Origin of the sequence: Streptomyces sp. NPDC050564 (assembly GCF_044457265.1) — a bacterium.
GTDB lineage: Bacteria > Actinomycetota > Actinomycetes > Streptomycetales > Streptomycetaceae > Streptomyces.
Genome location: NZ_JBITGS010000005.1, coordinates 47808 through 65954 on the forward strand (window position 1 = coordinate 47808; position 18147 = coordinate 65954).

Genomic DNA, 18147 nt, shown 5'->3' on the forward strand with positions numbered 1-18147 from the left:
GCCCGCGCGTCCCTCGGGAACCCGTCCACCGTGCACCAACGCATCGAGGACTACGCGCTCATCGGGGACGAACAGACCGTGGCTCTGGTGGGCCGCCACGGCTCCGTCGACTGGCTGTGTCTGCCCCGCTTCGACTCGGCGGCCTGCTTCGCGGCACTGCTGGGCGACGAGGACAACGGGCACTGGCGCATCGCGCCCAAGGGCGCGGGCTGCTGCACCCGGCGCGCGTACCGTCCGGACACGCTGGTGCTCGACACCGAGTGGGACACGGACGAGGGCTCGGTCCGGGTGACCGACCTGATGCCGCAGCGCGAGCACGCCCCCGATCTCGTACGCGTCATCGAGGGGCTGAGCGGCCGGGTCACGATGCACGGCCTGCTCCGGCTGCGCTTCGACTACGGCTCGATCGTGCCGTGGATGCGCCGGGCGGACGGACACCGTGTGGCGGTCGCGGGCCCGGACTCGGTCTGGCTGCGCAGCGAGCCGCCCGTGCACACCTGGGGCAAGGACTTCGGTACCCACTCGGAGTTCACGGTCGAAAAGGGGGAGAAGGTCGCCTTCGTCCTGACCTGGCACCCCTCGCACCGGCCGCGTCCGCCTCTCTGCGACCCCTTCGAGGCGCTGCGCACCAGCGTCGAGGACTGGCAGGCATGGGCGGCGCGCTGCCGCTACGACGGCCCGCACCGGGACATCGTCGTGCGCTCCCTGATCACCCTCAAGGCCCTCACCTACGCGCCGACCGGCGGCATCGTGGCCGCCCCCACCACCTCACTGCCCGAGGAACTGGGCGGCGTCCGCAACTGGGACTACCGCTACTGCTGGCTGCGCGACTCCACGCTCACGCTCGGCGCGCTCCTGGAGGCCGGCTACCTCGAGGAGGCCGAAGCCTGGCGCGACTGGCTGCTCCGCGCGGTCGCGGGCGCCCCAGCGGACCTGCAGATCATGTACGGCCTCGCCGGTGAACGCCGGCTGTCCGAGTACGAACTGCCGTGGCTGACCGGCTACGCGGGCTCGTACCCGGTGCGAGTCGGCAACGACGCCGTACAACAGCTGCAGCTCGACGTGTACGGCGAGGTCATCGACTCGCTCTCGCTGGCCCGTCGTTCGGGACTGCCCTCCAAGCCGCACATGTGGCGGGTGCAGGTCGCCCTGATGGAGTTCCTGCGGACGGCGTGGCGGAGGCCGGACGAGGGGATCTGGGAGGTGCGCGGCCCGCGACGGCACTTCGTGTACTCGAAGGTCATGGCCTGGGTGGCCGCCGACCGCGCCGTACGCACCCTGGAGGACAGCCCGAAGCTCGAAGGCGACCTGGAGGGCTGGCGCGCGATGCGCGACGAGGTGCACGCGGAGGTGTGCCAACTCGGCTACGACCCCGAGCGGAACACCTTCACGCAGTCCTACGGCTCCCGCGCGCTGGACGCATCGCTGTTGCTCATCCCCCACGTCGGCTTCCTGCCGTACGACGATCCGCGGGTCCTCGGCACGATCGCCGCGGTCCGCGAGGAGCTCAGCCACAACGGCTTCCTGCGCCGCTACAGCATCGAGGAGACCCGGATCAGGGTCGAAGAGACCCGGGTCAGCATCGAGCAGACCGGCACCGAGTCGACCGCCATCAGCACCGAGCAGGTGGGCGTCGGCACCGAGCAGTCCGCCCTCGACGGGCTGCCGGGCGGTGAGGGTACGTTCCTCGTCTGCTCGTTCTGGCTCGCGGAGGCCCTGCATCTGACGGGTCGTACCGAGGAAGCCCGTGAGATGTTCGAGCGCCTGGTGGGGCTGGCCAACGACGTGGGCCTGCTCTCCGAGGAGTACGACCCCGTCGCCGGCCGCCAGCTCGGCAACTTCCCGCAGGCGTTCAGCCATATCGGCCTGGTGGGTACCGCCCTCGCCCTGTTCGGGGGCGAGCAGGCAGGATAGGGGCCATGGATCTTGGACTGAAGGACCGTGTGTACGTCGTCACGGGAGCCACCCGTGGCCTGGGCAACGCCGCCGCGCGTGAACTCGTCGCCGACGGCGCGAAGGTGATCGTGACGGGACGCGACGAGAAGAGCGTCGCCGACGCCGCGTCCGCGCTCGGCCCGAACGCGGTCGGGGTCGCCGCCGACAACGCCGACCCGGGGAGCGCGCCCCGGCTGATCGCCGCCGCCCATGAGCACTTCGGCGGCTTCGACGGCATCCTGATCAGCGTCGGCGGCCCGCCGCCCGGGTTCGTCGCCGACAACACCGACGAGCAGTGGACGGCCGCGTTCGAGACGGTCTTCCTGGGTGCGGTGCGGCTGGCCCGCGCGGCTGCCGCGGAGCTCGGCGAGAGGGGTGTCATCGGTTTCGTGCTGTCCGCCTCGGTGTACGAGCCGATCCCCGGCCTGACCATCTCCAATGGTCTGCGCCCCGGTCTCGCGGGCTTCGCCAAATCACTCGCGGACGAGCTGGGCCCGCGCGGCATCCGCGTCGTCGGCCTGCTCCCGTCCCGTATCGACACCGACCGCGTCCGCGAACTCGACGGCTACTCCGCCGATCCGGAGGCCACCCGCGCGGCCAACGAAGCCCTCATTCCGCTGCGCCGTTACGGCACCCCGGAGGAGTTCGGCCGCACCGCCGCGTTCCTGCTCTCGCCGGCGGCGTCCTACCTCACGGGCATCATGCTGCCGGTGGACGGCGGAATGCGGCACGGCTTCTAGTCTCCCGTAGTTTCCCGGCCGACGGGGTCCTGGCCGAACAGGGGCCTGGGCGAAGCTCAACTGACCCGCTGAGCACGGTGCTTGACCCCGCGGAGGCGTACCTCCGCGGGGAGGGCGGCAAGGCCCGCGGAGTCCCGCGCGTGCGCCAGCGCCTCGGCCGTCAGCAGGTGCAGGGCCTGCCCGGGGTCCACATGGGGTTCCAGCAGGAGCTGCACCCGTGCCTCGGGCGCGCTGCGCCCTCCGGTCAGCACGATCTGTGCCTGCTCGACGCCGTCCAACTGCGTCGCCTCGCCGGCCAGTACGCCTTCCAGTGCCCGCCCGCGCAGCAGCGCGCCCTCGCCGTCGCCGGTGTCGACGAGCACTTCGGCGAGCCGGCGCCGCCGCAGGACGGCCACCAGCCACCACAGGGACAGCAGCACCAGAATCGCGAGGACGGCGATGACCATCGGCCACCACCAGCCGTGGTCCCGCCACCGGGTCCGCTCGGCCCGGCCGAGCAGTACGTCATGCTGACCGTTGTGGATCCACCACGAGGGAGGGTTCACGCCGAGCCCGACGGCGAGCACGGAGCCGCCGAGGACGACCAGCCCCAGCCCGACGATCCCGAGCAGTACGCGGTTGACCATCCGGAGCACCCGCCTCACCCCTTCCGTCCGGGGCGCCGGACGTGCACCGCCAGCGCGGGCGGGCGAGCGAGCCCCAGTCCCGTGATGCCGTCGGCGAGCGTGGCGTCGAGGTCGGCGCGTACGTCGTCGAGTTCACGGAAGTGCGAGACCGCGCGGACGTCGGCCTTCCTACGTCCCATGCGCACCCGGACCGACTGCACCCCGGCCACCTCCATGGCCCGGTCGCGCAGCGCCATCGCGGCGGCGCCCCGGTGCAGCCCGGCCCGGACGTCGGCGTGGGTGCGCCGCATCGGCAGGACGTCGCGCAGTCCGGGCGTGACGGCGAGGACGATCAGCCAGATGCCGACGGCGGCCGCGACTCCCGCACCGACGAGCACCCAGGTGTCGTCGAGGGGCCGTTCGGCGAGTTGCCGGGCCAGCGACCTGCGCCAGTGCATGGCGGGCCGGTGGGCTCGTACCGCTGCGACGTCGTACAGGAAGGCGCCCGAGGCGATCAGGATCAGCACGGCGACGATGCCCGCGGGGATGCGGCGCGCGGACCAGAAACGGCCCTGGCCGCCGTCCTCGTCGTCCACGGTGCGCAGCGGTTCGTACGCCGCCGCGGAGGCGGACTGACCGAGTGCGCTCTCACCCGCCTCCTCCAGGACAGGCATGGGCTGCGTGCTGTCGGAACCCTGGGACTCGCTCATCGCGTCCTCCCCTGTGCCGCGCCGGGCGCCTGCGCCAGGTGCAGCCGCTCCACCTGGACGGCCACCTCCGGCACTTCCATCCCCGCCAACGCCCTTACCCGTTCGGCGACATGGTGACGCACCGCGTGGCACCGGCCACCGATGTCGGAGGGGTAGTCGAGTTCGAGGCTGACGCGAAGGCGGGCGCTCTCGTGGTGCACGACCACGCTCGCGTGCGGGGGCACGGCGTCCGGGGGCAGCGCCGGAAGCACCTCGCGTGCCGCCTGCGCGGCGATCTTCGCGACGACGCGGTCGGCGATCCGGGTCGCGCCGCGCTCAGCCGCCGCGACGACCGTCACGGGCCGCCGCGTCTCACCGAGCCGGTCGACTTGACCTGCCACGCGTCACCGCCGTCGGTTGTCGCGGGTGCGGAAGAAGTCGCCGACGTCCAGGTCCCCCTCCAGGAACCTCCCGACGACGAACCCGATGGCCCCCAGCGCGGCCACCAGCACGAAGGCCCCGAATCCGCCGAAGTACCCGGCGAAGCCCAGCGCCATTCCGGCGATCATGCCGATCACGGCCAAGCTCATGATGCGCTCCTCAGCAGTTCGGTGGCCGAGTGATCACTAGCGGTTCGGTGGTCGGCGGTCGGCAGCGGTTCGGTGACCGGGCGGTCACTGGAGCCGCGTCTCCGTCTCCTCCTCTTCTTCCTCGGGAAGCTTCACATCACTCACCGCGATGTTGACCTCGACGACCTCAAGGCCCGTCATGCGCTCGACGGCCGCGATGACGTTCTCGCGCACGGCGTGGGCCACGTCGCCGATCGACACGCCGTAGTCGACGACGATCTCCAGGTCGAGCGCGGTCTGCAGCTCACCGACCTCGGCCTTCACACCTCGCGAGACGGACTTCGAACCACCGGGCACACGATCGCGCACCGCCCCGAAGGTCCGGCTCAGGCCGCTGCCCATCGCATGGACACCGAGCACATCACGGGCCGCGAGCCCGGCGATCTTCTCCACGACGCCGTCGGCGATCGTGGTCCGTCCCCGGGTGGCGGGATCACCGCCGCCGCGCTTGGTGACACCGGACTTGCGGATCTGGGGCGACCCCTTCTCGCCGGCAGGGGTTTCCGTCCGGTCCGGCTCCGTCATATCGGTCATGGCCGTATGTCCCTTTCGGTCGTCCTCCTTCACCCACACTAAGCGGGGTTGCGCGGTCGCGCGCCGCGGATGCGGCAGGCTGGAACTATGACGGCGGACCGGTGGGCGCAGGTGGTACGGCATCAGCTCGGGCTCGGCAGATTGCTGCCCCTCGGCCTCTCGCGCGACGGCGCGTGGATCACGGAGCGGGCGGCCGGCTCGATCCTGCGGCGCGCGGCCGATCCCGTGCGTGGTGTGCGGCTCGGCACGCTCCGGATCTCACTCGCCGACCCGGACGAGACGTACGACCCCGCTGTGCCGCCGCCGCCCGGGGCGCTGCCGCCCGGTCCTCTCCGCATCACGGCGGAGTTCGCGGCGGGGACGGATCCCACCGCCCCGGGCATGGAGCCCCTCCCGACGACAGCGGCCCGCCTGCGCCTGACCCTGGCCGCGGCGGCGACGGAACGTCTCGGTCTGACGGTCACGGATGTGGATCTACGGGTGACAGGGCTGCTCGACAGGGACGAACCCCCCGTCGCCGTACCCCCTGACGAGGTGCGAGAGGCTGCCGAACCGACGGACCCCGAGGAGGCGCGGGCAGCCGCGGCCGCCCGGTCGGTCCCGGGTGTGACCCACCTGACGGATCTCCTGGGGCGCCCGGTGCACGTCGAGGAGGCACCGGGCGAGGACCCCGCCCTGCCACGCCGCCACGTCCGCGTCGAACTGGCGGTCGCGGCGGACGAGCGGACCGTAGACGTGGCAAGGGCCGTCAGGGCGGCGGTCACGCAGACCCTGACGGACACACCGTCGGTGACGGTTCTGGTAACCGCCGTGGGCTAGAGCGCCCCCAAGGGACGCGGAGAACTACGCGACCTGCCGGAAAACGACCCGCAGCCCCAGGACGGTCTCAGTCACCCACCCCGGCGAGGTCCCGAAGCCGCCGAGCCTGCGCAGCACGCTCAGCAACCCGCTGCTCCTCATAGGAACGCTCCTGCGCCCCGCGCAGCAGCGCCTTGGTCTCGATGGCGGCATCGCGCGGCGCAGCAAGCAGCGCAGCGGCAAGGTCTCGCACCGCGTCATCGAGCTGCTCGACGGGCACGGCAATGTTGGCGAGCCCGGTGCGCTCGGCCTCCTCGGCCGAGACAAAGCGCCCCGTCGCGCAGATTTCGAGCGCTCGGGCGTACCCCACGAGGCTCACCAGCGGATGCGTCCCCGTGAGGTCGGGCACGAGCCCGAGGCTGGTCTCACGCATGGCGAACTGCACGTCGTCTGCGACGACGCGGAGATCACAGGCGAGCGCGAGCTGGAACCCCGCACCAATGGCATGTCCCTGCACGGCGGCGATGGACACGATGTCACTGCGCCGCCACCAGGTGAACGCCTCCTGGTACTCGGCGATGGTCGCGTCGAGCTCGGCATCGGAGCCGCGCGCGAGGTCGATGAACGACGGTTCCCCGTCGAAGCCCTCGGGCGTGAACGCCTGCCGGTCGAGCCCGGCGGAGAAGGACTTGCCTTCGGCGCGCAGGACGACCACACGGACGGAGCCCGGCAGTGACCGGCCGGCCTGCGTCAACGCCCGCCACAGAGCAGGACTTTGGGCGTTGCGCTTGGTCGGGTTGGTCAGCGTCACCGTGGCGATCGCGTCGTCGACGGTGAGCCGTACGCCGTCCTTGTCGAGTACCGGGTCGAGCGAAGCCATGGGGCGCCTCCGATGGGTGCGGTCGGATCAGGTGTGTACCCCACGAGGGACACAACCTAAGTGACTGCACAGTAACCACCCGGTCGATCACCCGACCGACCGGGTGGCCACCACCGAAGCCGATGGGGACGCCCGGCCTCAGGCCGAGGCGGCCTTCTTGCCCCGCGTCGCTCCGCCACGCCCTCGGAGCGTGACGCCCGACTCGCTGAGCATCCGGTGCACGAAGCCATACGAGCGGCCGGTCTCTTCGGCCAGCGCCCGGATACTCGCACCGGAGTCGTACTTCTTCTTCAGGTCTGCCGCGAGCTTGTCGCGCGCGGCGCCGGTCACCCGGCTGCCCTTCTTCAGAGTCTCGGCCACCCGTGCCTCCTCATGGGAAGTGCGCTCTGGACTCTCATGATCACCCCTCACGGGCCGCATGGCCACCCATTCGGCAAGGTCCGTAAGACAAGGTTTTGACGACAGGAGCCCATCCCCACGAGTGGAATTTCAGGTTCCGGCTGCCGTCGTCCGTACCGCCGAACGGGTTCTTCCGCGAAGTACCTGGTCAGCGATGCGAGACGGCCGGGCCCTTGGGAACAAAGGGCCCGGCCGCGAAATCGATGTAGGACACACCTCGGTACGAGGAGATCTCACACAGATGATGGATCACGGATCGGCCGAATGATCCATACGCAGTGGATCAGTCATTCGATCACGACGGGCTGACACCGGTGAGACCTGGGCGCCGACTCGGGCACGAGTCAGGCGAGAGCCACCAGATCCGCGTAGTCCGCGCCCCACAGGTCCTCGACGCCGTCCGGCAGCAGGATGATCCGCTCCGGCTGGAGCGCCTCGACGGCGCCCTCGTCGTGGGTGACGAGGACGACGGCGCCCTTGTACGTGCGCAGCGCGCCGAGGATCTCCTCCCGGCTGGCCGGGTCGAGGTTGTTCGTCGGCTCGTCGAGCAGAAGGACGTTCGCGGAGGAGACCACGAGGGTCGCGAGCGCGAGACGGGTCTTCTCGCCGCCGGACAGCACGCCGGCGGGCTTGTCGACGTCGTCGCCGGAGAACAGGAACGAGCCGAGCGTCTTGCGGACCTCGACCAGGTCGAGGTCGGGGGCCGCGGAGCGCATGTTCTCCAGAACCGTGCGCTCGGGGTCGAGGGTCTCGTGCTCCTGCGCGTAGTAGCCGAGCTTGAGGCCATGGCCCTGCACGACCTCGCCGGTGTCGGGGTTCTCGACGCCGCCGAGGAGCCGGAGGAGGGTCGTCTTTCCGGCGCCGTTCAGGCCCAGGATGACGACGCGGGAGCCCTTGTCGATGGCCAGGTCGACGTCGGTGAAGATCTCCAGGGAACCGTACGACTTCGACAGACCCTCGGCGGTGAGCGGCGTCTTGCCGCAGGGCGCGGGCTCCGGGAAGCGCAGCTTGGCGACCTTGTCGGAGGCGCGTACCGCTTCGAGTCCGGCGAGCAGCCGGTCGGCACGCTTGGCCATGTTCTGCGCGGCGACCGTCTTGGTGGCCTTGGCGCGCATCTTGTCGGCCTGCGCGTTCAGCGCGGCGGCCTTCTTCTCCGCGTTCTGCCGCTCGCGCTTGCGACGCTTCTCGTCCGCCTCGCGCTGCTGCTGGTAGAGCTTCCAGCCCATGTTGTAGACGTCGATCTGGGCGCGGTTGGCGTCCAGATAGAAGACCTTGTTGACGACCGTCTCGACGAGGTCGACGTCGTGGGAGATCACGATGAAGCCGCCACGGTAGGTCTTCAGGTAGTCGCGCAGCCAGACGATCGAGTCGGCGTCGAGGTGGTTGGTCGGCTCGTCGAGCAGCAGCGTGTCCGCGTCCGAGAAGAGGATGCGGGCCAGCTCGATACGGCGGCGCTGACCACCGGAGAGGGTGTGCAGGGGCTGGCCGAGCACGCGGTCGGGCAGATTGAGCGCGGCGGCGATGGTGGCGGCCTCGGCCTCGGCGGCGTACCCGCCCTTGGTGAGGAACTCCGTCTCCTGGCGCTCGTACTGCCGCAGGGCCTTCTCGCGGGTGGCGCCCGTGCCGTTGGCGATGCGCTGCTCGTTGTCCCGCATCTTGCGGATCAGGGTGTCCAGGCCCCGCGCGGACAGGACGCGGTCGCGGGCGAGCACGTCGAGGTCGCCGGTGCGCGGGTCCTGCGGGAGGTAGCCGACCTCGCCGGAGCGCGCGACGTTGCCTGCGGCGGGGATGCCCTCACCCGCGAGGACCTTGGTCAGCGTCGTCTTGCCCGCGCCATTGCGGCCGACCAGGCCGATGCGGTCGCCCTTGGCGATACGGAAGGTGGCGGACTCGATGAGGATGCGGGCGCCGGCGCGCAGCTCGATACCGGAGGCGGAAATCACGGACAGACTCCAGGGCAGGGTCGTTGGCGGGGTGGACGGCTGAGGACGTTCCCGCCGTCTAATGCGCGAGGAGAATGGCCATGGGCCAAGTCTAACGGGGCCGTGCAACCACTTTTTCTGTGTGCTGGTGTTCGACACTGTGATGCTCGCCCCGCCGCTCGTTGTCCAGCGGCGTCCGGTCCGGAGTGATCCTGCCCACCTCGTCCACCGCGACGATCTCGCCGGTCCGGCTGTCGGTGGCCGCGCAGGGCTGCGCGATCAGCAGCGCCGTACGGACACGCATCGCGCGCGGGCTCGAAGGCGCAGCCCGGGCGGGCAGCACCCAGCACAGGTCGCCGTCGGCGATGCGTTACGCGGCGATGCGCTGCGGGGCGACGACGGCGAGCATGCGGGCGCCGAGGGTCCGCAGCACTCCGCTGCCCCGTTGGGCCGCGAGCCAGGGCGCGGCCACGGGAAGGGCCCGGTGCCGGCGGACCGCGCCGCCGTCACCGCGGACGGTGGCCATGACCAGCCCGCCGTCGCCGCGGACGGTGGCCATGACCAGCCCGTCGTCCCAGAGCGCGATCGCGTCCCCGCGCGCGGGAAGCACGGCCGGCGGACGGGGCGGCCCTCTCGTGTGTACGTCCACCGGGGGCGCCCGGTTCCCTCGTCGTACGCCTCGACGGTGGCCCCTGTCGTCCGCAGCGGGGGTCGGCCCCCGCGCTCCAGGCGCGCGTGGGTCGTGACGTGGTCTCCGTAGGGGGCGGTGCGGGCCTGGTGGGCTGCTGCGAGAAGTGGGCCGCCGCGAGAAGGGGGCGGCCAGGAGGAGGACGAGGGCGCGGGGTCCGCGCGGGTCCTTCACGGCGAGAGTGCGGGTTCCGCGTGGGGCGCTCGATGCAGCGGGGCGGTGCTGTGGGTGGGGGCGGGCTCGGTCGGGGTGGCCTGCGGGTGCCGGACCGGTACCTCCGGATCCGTCACCTCGATCGGCAGAACGACCACATCGCCCCCTCGCCACCACAGCCCACGGATCCGGCGCAGAGCGTGGACGCGCGTGACTCGCAGGGCCGTCGGGACACGGCGGGCCTGCAAGAGCGCGTCCCCCGTTCGGACCTCCGCCCGGGGCCGGGGTCCGGGGGGCGTACGAGGATGGCCACAGCGACGTACGGCAGAGGGTGGTGTGCCCATGCAGTTCGACGACGACGCCGACCTGGACACGTCCGAGGTCCAGGATGTGCGCAGTAGTCGAATCCCCGGTGGTAGAGCGACCATCGGGGGTGGCATCGCCGGCCTGATCGCCCTGATCATCGGACTGTTCTTCGGAATCGGTCCCGACGAACTCGGGCTCTCCTCCGGGAGCGACCAACCCGCGTCGACCTCCTCCTCCCTCGCGCAGGTCCAGCAGACCTGCAAGAAGGGAAGCGACGCGAACGCCAGGGAGGACTGCCGCATGGTGGCGGTGGTCAACAGCGTGCAGGACTACTGGGCGCAGGAGTTCGATCGCCGCAGGGGCACGTACACACGCTCCCCGACGGTCTTCTTCAGCAGCCGGGTCGGCACGGCCTGCGGCACCGCCACGTCCGCCGTCGGCCCGTTCTACTGCCCCGGCGACCGCAAGGTCTATCTGGACCTGGGCTTCTTCGACGAGCTGCGCACCAAGTTCGGCTCCAGCGGCGGACCGTTCGCGCAGGCGTACGTGGTGGCGCACGAGTACGGGCACCACGTGCAGGACCTGATGGGGACGCTGGGCAGGTCGCAGAACGGACTGACCGGCGCGAACAGCAACTCGGTGAAGGTGGAGCTGCAGGCCGACTGCTACGCCGGGGTGTGGGCGCACCACGCGACGACGACGAAGGACCCCTCGACGGACCGGCCGCTGGTCACCAGCCTGACGGACGCCGACATTCGCGACGGCCTGGACGCGGCGGCGGCAGTCGGCGACGACCGGATCCAGGAGAGGTTCCAGGGCCGGGTGACCCCGGAGACCTGGACGCACGGCTCCGCCAAGCAGCGGCAGCAGTGGTTCTACGAGGGGTACAGCACCGGCGACATGGCGCGATGCAACACGTTCCGCTGAGGCCGGACGGCAGACGGCTTCCGCTCCCGGGGCGTTGTCAGTGCCCGGTGCCAGACTGGGCAGCAGGTCGGATTCCGGCGGCGGTTCCGGCGGCGCGACGAGAGGGAGTGATCGGCATGGCAGGCATGGACGGCGGGCGCCCGAGCATCTACCCGACACTGCTGTACGTGGACGCGAAGGCGGCGATCAGGCAGCTCACGGAAGCCTTCGGCTTCAGCGAGGCGTCGGTGTACGAGAGCGACGAGGGCCCGGTCACCACGGTGATGCACGCCGAACTGGTGCAGGGCAATGGCGCGGTGATGCTCGGCTCCAAGGGCCGCGGCGGCGTCTTCGACACCGCGATGAAGGACGCGGGCCCGGCCTCGGTGTACGTGGTGGTGGACGACGTCGACTCGCACCACCAGCGGGCCGTGGACCACGGCGCCGAGATCCTGATGCCCCCGAGGGACCAGGAGTACGGCTCGCGGGACTACATGGCCCGGGACCTCGAGGGAAATATCTGGAGCTTCGGCACGTACGCCCCCGAGATAGGGGCGTAGGACCTCGTCGGCTTCCGTCGCCGACCCCCCCGTCAGCTTCCTCCGGTGTGCACCTGGAAGGCGGCCCGGCGTACGGCCTTGGCGAGCGCCGGGTCCGGGTGCGCGGCGGCTAGCGCGACCAGGACCTGCACGGTACGGGGGTGCCCGACCACGCGTACCTCGTCGAGGAGTGCGGGCACGGTGGGCTGCAGGGCGGACTCCAAGTGCCGTACGAGGAGCGGGGCTTCACCGTGGTCGGCGACCGCGGCAGCGGTGTCGACCCACAGCCAGGTGGCCTCCTCGCGGGTGAGCACCTCGTGGGCGTCCTCGGGGTCGTGACCGTCGTGCTCGGCGAGCCACAGCAGGGCGTAGGGACGCAGCGAGGTCTCCTCGGCCACGGCGCGCACGTCGGGCTCGGCGGGGGCGCCGACCACGCGCAGTGCCTCGAAGGCGAGACCGCGGGTGAGGGCGTCCTCGCCCCGGGCGGCGTCGAGGAGTTCGGTGACGGCGCTGCCGACGGGACGGGCGGCCAGCCAGGCGCGGTACTCGGCGCGGGCCGCGTTGGGGCGAAGCTGGGCGCAGCCGCGGAGCATGTCCTCGGCCGACTGCTCGATGTTTCCGGCGGGGCTCTGCGCGGCGACGCAGATCTGCTCCAGCTTGACCCAGACCGCCCAGCTGCCGAGCGGGGTGAGGGTGGCCTGGCCGTCGGCGCAGGTGAGCGCGCCCACGGAGGCGAGGGCGTGCAGGGCCCAGTCGAGGAGCGGGGCGAGGGGGGCGTCCGCGGTGTCGGGTGCGGCCTGCGGGGCGGGCTCCGGCTGGGGGCCGTACGCGATTTCGCAGCGCTCGGTGCGCAGTTCCGTCACGCGCTGCTCGAGGAGATCGAGGAGCTGTTCCACGGGGACGGGACCCGCGGAGAGCTGGAGGAAGGAGAGCAACTGAGGCATCGCGGAGACGACCTCGGCGACAGCTGCGGGTTCGCGGTCCGCGGGCTCCGGATACGCGAGCGACCAGGCGTCGAAGAGGGCGACCCAGCCGCGCAGTACGGCACTGTAGTCGCGGTTCCAGGCGCGCAGCCGCCAGCCCGGGCGGGCGCTGTCGCCGTGCACCTCGACAAGACCGGCCAGGCGTGCGGTGTCCCAGTCGGCGCGGACCTGAGCCGGGGTCAGCCCCAGGTCGGCGGCGGCCCGTTCGGCGGTGGCGTCGGAGAGGGTGCCCCGGCTGTCGGGGGCCGCACCGTCGCGCCCCGGGCGCAGGGCGGCATCGGCCCAGCGGGCTACACGGGCCGCGCCGGACAGGCCGGTTCGCGCCATACGGGCCAGTTCCGCGGGCGGCGGTGTGCCCTCGGGGGGCCGCGGTGCGGGGCGGCGCGTGCGGCGCTGGGTCACCGCTCGGGGGGCGGCGGCCAGGGGCCGCGGGCTGACGAGTCGGAGCCTGGAGTCGCGCGGGTTACGGGACGTCACGGGTGCAGTCTTCCGGTTGACGGTCCGAAAACCCAAACGGAATGTCACGGCAGGCGACAGGGGTGGTGAGCGCGGGGGGTTCTCGGGACGCGCGACAGGCGGGAACGAGCCATCGCGAGAGTTGTCCGGGGCCGAACCGGAAGGGCGCCGTCGGGTTCGCCGGGGTGCTTCGTGGGGACCGGCTGCCGGGCTCTGCCGGAGGTGTGCCGGGGCGCTTACATCAGGGGGGTGAGGAAGCGGCGCAGGGCCTCTTCGTAGCCTTCCGGGTCGGCGTTCCACATGGCGCCGTGCGGGGCCTTCGGGACCGTGTGCAGGGTGACCAGGTCCGGGCGGCGCTTGGCTAGGCGGCGTGAGGTGTCCCACGGGGCGATGGTGTCGTCCGGGCCGTGCAGCACCAGGGTGGGCACCTCGAGGTGGTCGGGGTGCGCGGCGTTCTCGATGCGGTCGCCGTGCAGGCCCGTGCGGCCCTGGGCGGCGCGCACCGCGAGGGGCAGCAGGGCGCTGGGGGTGCGGCGGGCCGTGGCGAGGGCGCGCAGCGTGGTCTCCCAGCTGAGGACGGGCGAGTCCAGCACCAGACCGGAGATCCGCTCGCGCAGGGCGGAGTGCGCGGCGGCGCGCAGGGCCATGGTGGCGCCGATGGACCAGCCGTAGAGGACGACCTGCTCGGCGCCGTACCGCACGGCGTACCGGATGGCCGCGTCGAGGTCGCGCCACTCGGTCTCGCCGAGGTGGTTGAGGCCGTCCTGGGAGCGGGGTGCGCCGAGGTCGCCGCGGTAGGCGAGGTCGAGTACCGGGAAGTGGTGGCGGTTCAGGAACTCCATCACGTTCATCGGATGTTCCCGGGTGGCACCCAGGCCGTGCACGGTGATCACCCAGGTGTCGCGCACGGCGGGCACGAACCAGGCGGGCAGAGCGCCGAGTTCGCCGGGTATGTCGACGTCGGCGTGGGCGAGGCCGAGGGCGGCGCTCGGGTCACCGACGTGCAGATTCGGGGTGAGCCACACCTTGTCGCCGGGCTTCAGGGAGCCGTGGGTGACGCGTTCGAGGCGGCGTACGACCGTGTCGACGGGGTGGGGGGGCCCTTTCATGACCGGTCCGACGATCGCGTGGGAGCCGTCGCCGGCGAGGCCGTATGTGCCCGGACGCTGGGAGGCCAGGTCCCGGGTGAGCGTGATCCCGCCCGCCGTCGTGGCGTGCACAGTGAGCCGGGGCTCGGTGGGCAGGGGCTTGCCGGGCGACGTCTTCAGCGCGGCGTCACTCGCGAACCGGCCCGCGGCCACGGTGGCCGCGCCCGCGGCTATGGCTACGGTGACAGCTGCTGCCGTGGCTCTGATGGTGCGCACGCGTCCAGTCTCCCGGGGGAGCCCGCCATCGGCCAGCGGGAGGGAGGACTGGATGACGTCTTGCGCCCGGGTCGGGGCGTGTGCGCTCTCGTGGTGCGGGTGATGCGGCATCGCCGGATTCGTACGTCTCGTCCGCCCGGCGTCGCTCAGCCCCGCTGCCCGTACCCCCGTAGCCGCTCCCCCGCCTCCTGGGTCTGCTGGGGTGACAGCAGCGTGGGGGTCAGGCCAGGGACCGCGGAGGCCAGGAGCCAGACGCGGGACATCCACTCCAGCTGGGCCGTGCGGTCGTACGCCTGGTTCAAAGAGTCTCCGTGGGCGATGGTGCCGTGGTTCTGCAGAAGGCAGGCGGTGCGGTCGGCGAGAGCCCGGAGCATGTTCTCGGCCAACTCCGGAGTGCCGTATGTCGCATAGGGGGCAACACGGACCGGGCCGCCGAGGGCGCCCGCCATGTAGTGGATCAGCGGGAGCTCGGGGACGAGCGTGGAAACCGCCGTCGCGTGCGCGGCGTGGGTGTGGACGACGGCGCGCGCGTCGGTTGCGCGGTAGATCGCCAGGTGCATCGGCAGTTCGCTTGTCGGAAGAAGCGAACCGAGCACCTGCCGGCCGTCGAGATCGACGCCGACGACGTCGTCGGGCGCCAGCCGGTCGTACGGCACTCCCGTGGGCGTGACCAGGACGGTGCCGCCGACTCGTGCCGACACATTGCCCGACGTACCGACGACCAGCCCGTCGGCCACCGTCCGACGGGCCGTCAGGACGAGCTCGTCCCACGCCCGTTCCACCGCGTCCCGCGCGTCCCGCGCGTCCAACTCGCCCCGTCCGGGCGCGTCCTGTGCGTCCTCCCGCACGTCCCGTGCGTCCCGCCGCTGCTCAGCCATGCCGCGATCCTGCCAGGCGCAGACGTCAACACGCCGCAGGCGAGGGCACTTTAGGGCGGAACCCGCGCATCCGTAAGTTCGCATATGGGCATACATCCCCCTCTGTTGGCGATTGGCTGGCGATCGATGGGCATGCACTGATCTTCCAGTAACCTCTGGGGGATTTGTCGTGCACGTCGCCATTCCGGGGGGAAATATGGCCCGTGATCACAAACCATTCCGTCGCCGTGCCCGCGTCGTCGCGGCAACGGCCATCGTGGGGGCGCTCACCGCGGGTGGGACCGCCCTCGTCGCGGTTCCGGCCTCCGCGGCGAGCAAGCCCAAAGGGCACGACGTCTCCTCGCACCAGAAGAACGTCGACTGGCAGAGCGCGAAAGCAAAGGGCGCCCGCTTCGTCTACGTCAAGGCGACCGAGTCCCACACGTACCGCAATCCGTACTTCAGCCGGCAGTACAACGGCGCGCGCAACGCGGGCATCCTCCGCGGCGCCTATCACTTCGCGGTGCCGAACAAGTCGTCCGGCACCGCCCAGGCCGGGTACTTCGTGCGCAACGGCGGCGCCTGGCGCTCGGACGGCTGGACGCTGCCGCCCGCGCTGGACATCGAGTACAACCCGTACAGCAGCCACAAGTGCTACGGCCTGAGCAAGGCCAGGATGGTGAGCTGGATCAAGGCGTTCAGCGACGAGGTCAAGCGGGAGACCGGCCGCCGCCCGGTGATCTACACGACCACGCACTGGTGGAACACCTGCACCGGCGGCAGTCGCGCCTTCGCCGCGAACCACGCCCTGTGGCTCGCCCGCTACGACTCGGCGGACGCGGGTGCACTGCCCGCCGGCTGGTCGTACTGGACGTTCTGGCAGTACGACAACCACGGCAGCCTTCCGGGTGACCAAAATCTCTTCAACGGATCCATGGCCGCACTCAAGAGGCTCGCGCGGGGCTAGGAACTGATAGCGGAGCCCTGTATTCCGCCTCCGTTCGAGACAGCGGACCGCCCCTTCGTCACAAACGGAGGGGCGGTCCACCGTTTGAGACACCCCACCGCCCGCCCCAGTTCATCTTCCGTTCACCCAGGTTGCCTACGGTCCACTTGCCACTGACGTCAAACAGAAGCCTGGGTAAATGGAACACATCACGCTCCTCCTCGGAATCGTGATCGTCACCGCTCTCGTGTTCGATTTCACGAACGGTTTCCACGACACTGCCAACGCGATGGCGACGACCATCTCGACCGGCGCTCTGAAGCCCAAGACGGCGGTGGCCATGTCCGCCGTGCTGAACCTCGTCGGCGCGTTCCTCTCCGTGGAGGTCGCCAAGACGATCTCCGGCGGGATCATCAACGAAGAGGGCATCCGCACCGAAGTGATCTTCGCGGCGCTCGTCGGCGCCATCCTCTGGAATCTTCTGACCTGGCTCCTGGGTCTGCCCTCCAGTTCCTCCCACGCACTCTTCGGCGGCCTGATCGGCGCCGCGGTCATGTCGGCCGGCTGGTCGTCGGTGAACGGCTCGACCGTTGTCACCAAGGTCCTGATACCCGCGGTCGCCGCGCCCATCGTGGCCGGACTCGCCGCGATGCTGGCCACCCGGCTGACGTACAGGATCGGCAACCGCGCCGAGGAGAAGGCGACCGCCAAGGGCTACCGCGCGGGCCAGATCGCCTCCGCCGGCCTGGTCTCGCTGGCGCACGGCACGAACGACGCCCAGAAGACGATGGGCATCATCACCCTGGCCCTGGTCACCGGAGGCGTCCTCGCCCCGGGCTCGAACCCTCCCACCTGGGTCATCGTCTCGGCCGGTACGGCCATCGCGCTCGGCACCTACCTGGGCGGCTGGCGCATCATCCGCACGATGGGCAAGGGTCTGACGGACCTCGCGCCGCAGCAGGGCTTCGCCGCCCAGACCAGCGCCGCGACCGCCATCCTGGCCTCCTCGCACATCGGCTTCTCCCTCTCCACCACCCAGGTCTGCTCCGGCGCCGTGATGGGCTCCGGCCTGGGCCGCAAGGGCGGTGTCGTCCGCTGGTCGACCGCGACCCGGATGTTCGTCGCGTGGGGCCTGACGCTGCCGGCCGCCGGTCTGGCCGGCGCCTCGGCCGAGTTCCTCACCAAGCAGGGCACGTGGGGCATCGTCGCCACGGGCGTGCTGCTCGTCGCCGGCGCCGGGGTCATCTGGACCCTCTCGCGCCGCCAGCCGGTCACCGTCGACAACGTGAACGACGTCGCCGAGCCCGCGGGCGTCGTCACCGCGGCGATCGCCGCGGTCACCCCGCCGCCGGCCGGCTCGATCGCCACGGCCGACACCGACCTGAAGACCACCATCCCGGCCCCGGACGCGGAGCCCACCCGCCCGGCCACGGTGTAAGGAACGAACAGCATGAACATCGACTGGGCAGCCCTCGCCTCCGTCTTCGGAGTCAGCCTCCTCGCCACCGTGGGCCTCGTCGGCCTCTTCACCCTCGGCATCGTCGGCCTCTCGAAGCACGAGTCGGCGTCGGCCCGGGGCGGCTCCGCCACCCTCGCGGTCACCGGCGCCTACGCCTGCTTCGCGGCGTGCGCGGCGGCGGTGGCGTACGGGATCTTCATCATCGTGGCCTGACGCCACAAGCGAATCGTCTTCCCGATTCCGTCCGCGGGGGGGGGGGGGGGGGGGGGGGGGGGGGGGGGGGGGGGGGCGCGGGGGGGGGGGGGGGGCGGGGGGGGGGGGGGCGGGGGGGGGGGGGGGGGGCGGGCGCGCGGCGCGAA

At 71.5% G+C, this 18147-nt stretch carries 21 protein-coding genes; 8 read left to right on the top strand and 13 right to left on the bottom strand.

Annotated features, from left to right (window positions below; translation table 11 throughout):
• The first annotated feature begins 30 nt into the window (after positions 1 to 30).
• On the top strand, positions 31 to 1914 hold the full coding sequence (locus ACIBK0_RS09675; protein ID WP_399077465.1) for a glycoside hydrolase family 15 protein: 1884 nt from the start codon (positions 31 to 33) through the stop codon (positions 1912 to 1914).
• 5 nt (positions 1915 to 1919) lie between these two features.
• Positions 1920 to 2675, top strand: coding sequence for an SDR family oxidoreductase (locus tag ACIBK0_RS09680; RefSeq protein ID WP_399077467.1), 756 nt, complete (start codon positions 1920 to 1922; stop codon positions 2673 to 2675).
• Positions 2676 to 2731: 56 nt separating this feature from the next.
• Here the strand turns inward: ACIBK0_RS09680 and amaP are convergent, their stop codons facing one another.
• The 5 genes from amaP to ACIBK0_RS09705 form a co-directional block, all read right to left on the bottom strand.
• A complete protein-coding gene (gene amaP, locus ACIBK0_RS09685; protein WP_399077469.1) occupies positions 2732 to 3301 on the bottom strand; it encodes an alkaline shock response membrane anchor protein AmaP in 570 nt (189 codons plus the stop codon).
• Between the two features lie 14 nt (positions 3302 to 3315).
• Positions 3316 to 3990 (bottom strand): DUF6286 domain-containing protein, encoded by a 675-nt coding sequence (locus ACIBK0_RS09690; RefSeq protein ID WP_399077471.1) that lies wholly within the window; start codon positions 3988 to 3990, stop codon positions 3316 to 3318.
• Positions 3987 to 4370: a hypothetical protein gene (locus ACIBK0_RS09695; RefSeq protein ID WP_399077473.1), complete on the bottom strand. Its 384-nt coding sequence runs from the start codon at positions 4368 to 4370 to the stop codon at positions 3987 to 3989. The genes ACIBK0_RS09690 and ACIBK0_RS09695 overlap by 4 nt, the downstream gene beginning before the upstream one ends.
• Positions 4371 to 4373: 3 nt before the next feature.
• On the bottom strand, positions 4374 to 4559 hold the full coding sequence (locus ACIBK0_RS09700) for a hypothetical protein (protein ID WP_399077475.1): 186 nt from the start codon (positions 4557 to 4559) through the stop codon (positions 4374 to 4376).
• An 84-nt stretch (positions 4560 to 4643) separates the two neighbouring features.
• The gene (locus ACIBK0_RS09705; RefSeq protein ID WP_399077477.1) at positions 4644 to 5132 is read right to left on the bottom strand and encodes an Asp23/Gls24 family envelope stress response protein; all 489 of its coding nucleotides are present in this window, start codon (positions 5130 to 5132) and stop codon (positions 4644 to 4646) included.
• An 87-nt stretch (positions 5133 to 5219) separates the two neighbouring features.
• Between ACIBK0_RS09705 and ACIBK0_RS09710 the strand changes: the two genes are divergently transcribed.
• Positions 5220 to 5951 (top strand): nucleopolyhedrovirus P10 family protein, encoded by a 732-nt coding sequence (locus ACIBK0_RS09710; RefSeq protein WP_399077479.1) that lies wholly within the window; start codon positions 5220 to 5222, stop codon positions 5949 to 5951.
• A 67-nt stretch (positions 5952 to 6018) separates the two neighbouring features.
• On the opposite strand, the gene ACIBK0_RS09715 is transcribed toward ACIBK0_RS09710, so the two are convergent.
• From ACIBK0_RS09715 to ACIBK0_RS09735, 5 genes are all read right to left on the bottom strand, one after another.
• Complete coding sequence (locus tag ACIBK0_RS09715) at positions 6019 to 6810, bottom strand: enoyl-CoA hydratase/isomerase family protein (protein ID WP_399077481.1); 792 nt, start codon at positions 6808 to 6810, stop codon at positions 6019 to 6021.
• A 138-nt stretch (positions 6811 to 6948) separates the two neighbouring features.
• Positions 6949 to 7170, bottom strand: a complete 222-nt coding sequence (locus tag ACIBK0_RS09720; protein ID WP_006123601.1) for a helix-turn-helix domain-containing protein — start codon at positions 7168 to 7170, stop codon at positions 6949 to 6951.
• Positions 7171 to 7553: 383 nt separating this feature from the next.
• Positions 7554 to 9152 (bottom strand): ABC-F family ATP-binding cassette domain-containing protein, encoded by a 1599-nt coding sequence (locus ACIBK0_RS09725; protein ID WP_399077483.1) that lies wholly within the window; start codon positions 9150 to 9152, stop codon positions 7554 to 7556.
• Between the two features lie 91 nt (positions 9153 to 9243).
• Positions 9244 to 9435: a hypothetical protein gene (locus ACIBK0_RS09730; RefSeq protein WP_399077485.1), complete on the bottom strand. Its 192-nt coding sequence runs from the start codon at positions 9433 to 9435 to the stop codon at positions 9244 to 9246.
• 66 nt (positions 9436 to 9501) lie between these two features.
• A complete protein-coding gene (locus ACIBK0_RS09735) occupies positions 9502 to 9780 on the bottom strand; it encodes a hypothetical protein (protein ID WP_399077487.1) in 279 nt (92 codons plus the stop codon).
• Positions 9781 to 10314: 534 nt separating this feature from the next.
• Between ACIBK0_RS09735 and ACIBK0_RS09740 the strand changes: the two genes are divergently transcribed.
• Positions 10315 to 11205, top strand: a complete 891-nt coding sequence (locus ACIBK0_RS09740; protein ID WP_399077489.1) for a neutral zinc metallopeptidase — start codon at positions 10315 to 10317, stop codon at positions 11203 to 11205.
• Between the two features lie 116 nt (positions 11206 to 11321).
• Positions 11322 to 11744, top strand: coding sequence for a VOC family protein (locus tag ACIBK0_RS09745; protein WP_399077491.1), 423 nt, complete (start codon positions 11322 to 11324; stop codon positions 11742 to 11744).
• Positions 11745 to 11776: 32 nt separating this feature from the next.
• On the opposite strand, the gene ACIBK0_RS09750 is transcribed toward ACIBK0_RS09745, so the two are convergent.
• The 3 genes from ACIBK0_RS09750 to ACIBK0_RS09760 all read right to left on the bottom strand — a co-directional run bounded on the left by ACIBK0_RS09750 (position 11777) and on the right by ACIBK0_RS09760 (position 15404).
• Positions 11777 to 13183 carry a hypothetical protein gene (locus ACIBK0_RS09750; protein WP_399077493.1) on the bottom strand — a complete coding sequence of 469 codons (1407 nt, stop codon included), beginning with the start codon at positions 13181 to 13183 and terminating at the stop codon, positions 11777 to 11779.
• A gap of 215 nt (positions 13184 to 13398) precedes the next feature.
• Entirely contained in the window at positions 13399 to 14526 is a 1128-nt protein-coding gene (locus ACIBK0_RS09755) for an alpha/beta hydrolase (RefSeq protein WP_399077495.1), read from the bottom strand.
• 146 nt (positions 14527 to 14672) lie between these two features.
• Complete coding sequence (locus ACIBK0_RS09760; RefSeq protein WP_399077497.1) at positions 14673 to 15404, bottom strand: class II aldolase/adducin family protein; 732 nt, start codon at positions 15402 to 15404, stop codon at positions 14673 to 14675.
• 196 nt (positions 15405 to 15600) lie between these two features.
• On the opposite strand from ACIBK0_RS09760, the gene ACIBK0_RS09765 reads away from it, so the two are divergent.
• From ACIBK0_RS09765 to ACIBK0_RS09775, 3 genes are all read left to right on the top strand, one after another.
• A complete protein-coding gene (locus tag ACIBK0_RS09765; RefSeq protein WP_399077499.1) occupies positions 15601 to 16350 on the top strand; it encodes a lysozyme in 750 nt (249 codons plus the stop codon).
• 178 nt (positions 16351 to 16528) lie between these two features.
• Positions 16529 to 17767 (top strand): anion permease, encoded by a 1239-nt coding sequence (locus tag ACIBK0_RS09770; RefSeq protein ID WP_399077501.1) that lies wholly within the window; start codon positions 16529 to 16531, stop codon positions 17765 to 17767.
• A 12-nt stretch (positions 17768 to 17779) separates the two neighbouring features.
• A complete protein-coding gene (locus tag ACIBK0_RS09775) occupies positions 17780 to 18001 on the top strand; it encodes a hypothetical protein (protein ID WP_399077503.1) in 222 nt (73 codons plus the stop codon).
• The last annotated feature ends 146 nt before the right edge of the window (positions 18002 to 18147 follow it).